Annotated in this window: 1 protein-coding gene; it reads right to left on the reverse strand. The window is 62.7% G+C overall.

The features are described 5' to 3' along the window. Positions 1 to 279 (reverse strand): HD domain-containing protein (locus CH341_RS32405; protein WP_146604761.1); only part of this gene is annotated, 279 nt, incomplete at both ends.

Below are 279 nucleotides of genomic sequence, written 5' to 3' on the forward strand. Positions count from 1 at the left end.
AGACTGCGCCGTCATCGACATGGTCAGATGCTGTTCCACGAGCCAGGCGACGGTTTCCGTCTGCTGCGCGGTCAGGCCGAGCCGAGGGCCGACCTTTCGCGCAATGCGCGCGCCGGCGATGGAATGATCCTCCACCCGCCCCTTGGCGATGTCGTGCAGAAGAAGCGCCACATAAAGCACCGTCTTGTCGGGGATCTCCGACATGAAATCGGTGCACAGGGGCAGATCTTCGCTGAGACGCCCGCTTTCCAGTGTAGCCAGCGTTCCGATCGTGCGGAT

This window comes from Rhodoplanes roseus (genome assembly GCF_003258865.1).
Lineage (GTDB): Bacteria > Pseudomonadota > Alphaproteobacteria > Rhizobiales > Xanthobacteraceae > Rhodoplanes > Rhodoplanes roseus.